Raw genomic sequence first — 2,625 nt, 5'->3', positions numbered from 1 at the left:
ATTCTGCTCCACATAAGTCTTCAGTTGAATTGTCTTTAAATATGAAGCGCCCAGTCCCCATAGTCAAATATCCCACTACCATGATGCAATTTGCCTTCCTTTTCAAGATTTCTAAGAGCATCTCTCATACGTATCACTATTTCTGGTTTTATATCCAATGTATGATGTGCAGGAAAAACCCTTTTAGATTCAAGAGAAGATAATATTTCTAGCGAATTCAAATATGCTTTTGGATCTGTAGAGGGATAGTATGCAAATAATGTGTCCTTATATACTAAATCTCCCGTAAATAAATACCCTTTTTCACCTTCGAAAAAACACATATGTCCTGGCGAATGCCCTGGTGTATGTATTACCTCTATTTTTCTATCTCCTATATCTATAACTTCGCCTCCTTTTAAAACTCTTGTAGGTTTTCCTTGAAAAAATTCATATGAATTCACATCGTATCCCTCTGGCGCATCACATCTATCCATAACCATATCTCTTATTATTTCAATCGAAAGTGGAAATTCTCCACTTAACCAACTAATTTCTTCTTCATGTGCACAAAAATCTGGAAAATATTTGTGCCCTCCAATGTGATCCCAGTGAATATGAGTTGCTATAGCTATTATAGGTTTATTTGTAAGTTTCTTTACTTCATCATATATATTTGATATTCCTAGTCCAGTATCTATAAGCAAACTGCTATTTTTACCATTTAATAAATAGCAGTGAGTCTCTTCCCAGTGACGATATTCACTAATAATATAAGTATCCTCATCAATTTTGTCTATAGTAAACCATTCATCCATTTCCTATTTCCTCCTAATAATTAATCTAAACACATTTTTCAAAAGAAATTCACTAATATTCTTTTTCTATAAAGCCTTCTAGTTCACCTATATAGGGTTCATCTTTCTGCGGTTCTCTTACATAATCCACAACCCGTTTTTCACAAGCTCCAAATTTCTTATAATTCGCCTGCGCCTCTGATAAGTTCACATGATTTGCTCCAGTATCGTAATATCCTTCATCATCGATATATCCATCATCTTGCCAAAAACACACAGGACATATCTCATAACCACTTCTCTTTTCATTCATTGTTTTATGACCACAGCAATCACAAACATATGTGCCCATTTTTTTCACCCCCTAAGAGTATCTCTATCAATAATATTAGCACATAATTTTTACAAATCTCTTATCATAATTCTTACATATTTCTTAAAAATAGAAAAAGCCATCACAATTGTGATAGCCTTAATTAATTATAATTAAAATTTCTACTATAGCTCAACTCTCTCAAAAAAACTTGGGTCTGCTGCTTCTTTCTCATATTGCTTTTCCAATACCTTATTTTCAAATACATTATCGAAACCATATTCTTCCCAGCCGTTGTCTTTCTGCCCAAACCAACAAATCTGATATGAACAATTTACCGTATCCATTACCACAGACTTTATAGTACCAAACCATTCATCGTAGCAATTCACACTCATACCTTCAGGATATTTAGCTAAAAATAACTCTTTAATATCTCTTTCTTCAAAAGTATTACTTTTTTCCATAAAACCTTTTATAGTTTGTAATCGAACCAATGAATTTCTCATAGCAAACGGCTCAAATTTTTGGAATGATGGAATAGCAATATGATTAGTTCCGCACAAATGTTTCTTTTCACTTTCGCAAGAAATCTCTTCGTAACAAAATTGTCCGTCTAGAGTCTCTATTAAGCAACCATTCCCATCTGAATCTGCCAAATAAAGGTTAATATTGTAGGCAATCGGCATCTTTTCGGCTAATGCTAACGCTTCTTTCACATTCTTACAATTCTCTAAAATACTTCTTATAACTGCCCAAAACTGAAGTCCTTTCACCTTTGGCGGGCGCATTCCGTCAATATTACTTACAGGGATACCACATGAAGACATAGAAACTGCAAGTCCACACTCATTAATCCCTTCCGTTCTTCCAAAAAGTGCCACACCTCCACCTATGTGAGCATACCTTCCCTTCGGTTTAGTATGACATAATCTCAAATCTTCTTGCTCTATACTAAACTCATAGTTTCTAATCAATCGAGTATGTCCATCATTCATCAATTCTCCTGAAACGACTAAACCTGAACATCTAGGCACTAAATAAGTCATCCAAGTAAATGCTAAATCTCTTACTGAAACACCACACTCCTTTGCATATCCCTCTAACTCCTCTGCTAAACCTGGACAATACATCTCATAAAGTTCTATGGCTTCATCTAGTTCTTTGTCACTAAAATACTCTGGTGATGGTATGACAGCCATCTGCCCTTTCGTAATTTTTGCTAACTGCTTTCCTATCTCCTCGTAACTACCCTCTAACTCAAGATAAGATACTCTTTGTTTTTCCATAAAATCAATCCTTTCTTCTTTTGAATTCATTTTATATCTATAAAGGTATTTTATCCTGTCATTTTCAGTTTTTATTTGTCCGATTTTTTTATTTTTCTAACCGGAATCCAAATCTCACTGTGATAATTAGAGTCGTGAATATTGTCTTTATCATAAATTTCTATATTGTACCCCGAATCAATCTCATATTCTTCATTTTCTGTAAGCCAGCTATTATAAATTCTAGCATTTAATGATTGTATAGCTT

At 33.9% G+C, this 2,625-nt stretch carries 3 protein-coding genes; all 3 read right to left on the bottom strand.

Annotated features, from left to right (window positions below; all coding sequences use genetic code 11):
• Positions 1-35: 35 nt before the first annotated feature.
• A complete protein-coding gene (locus N4A40_05945; protein MCT4661388.1) occupies positions 36-797 on the bottom strand; it encodes an MBL fold metallo-hydrolase in 762 nt (253 codons plus the stop codon).
• Positions 798-849: 52 nt separating this feature from the next.
• Positions 850-1,128, bottom strand: coding sequence for a CPCC family cysteine-rich protein (locus tag N4A40_05940; protein ID MCT4661387.1), 279 nt, complete (start codon positions 1,126-1,128; stop codon positions 850-852).
• Between the two features lie 146 nt (positions 1,129-1,274).
• Positions 1,275-2,408 (bottom strand): C45 family peptidase, encoded by a 1,134-nt coding sequence (locus N4A40_05935; protein ID MCT4661386.1) that lies wholly within the window; start codon positions 2,406-2,408, stop codon positions 1,275-1,277.
• Between the last annotated feature and the right edge of the window lie 217 nt (positions 2,409-2,625).

It is taken from the genome of Tissierellales bacterium (assembly GCA_025210965.1).
GTDB lineage: Bacteria > Bacillota > Clostridia > Tissierellales > JAOAQY01 > JAOAQY01.
This window is presented reverse-complemented; position numbering and strand designations above follow the sequence as displayed.

Bases quoted from the DNA above. Each gene is read 5' to 3' on its own strand.
- N4A40_05935 (MCT4661386.1), bottom strand. From the start codon at position 2,408: ATGAATTCAAAAGAAGAAAGGATTGATTTTATGGAAAAACAAAGAGTA.
- N4A40_05940 (MCT4661387.1), bottom strand. From the start codon at position 1,128: ATGGGCACATATGTTTGTGATTGCTGTGGTCATAAAACAATGAATGAA.
- N4A40_05945 (MCT4661388.1), bottom strand. From the start codon at position 797: ATGGATGAATGGTTTACTATAGACAAAATTGATGAGGATACTTATATT.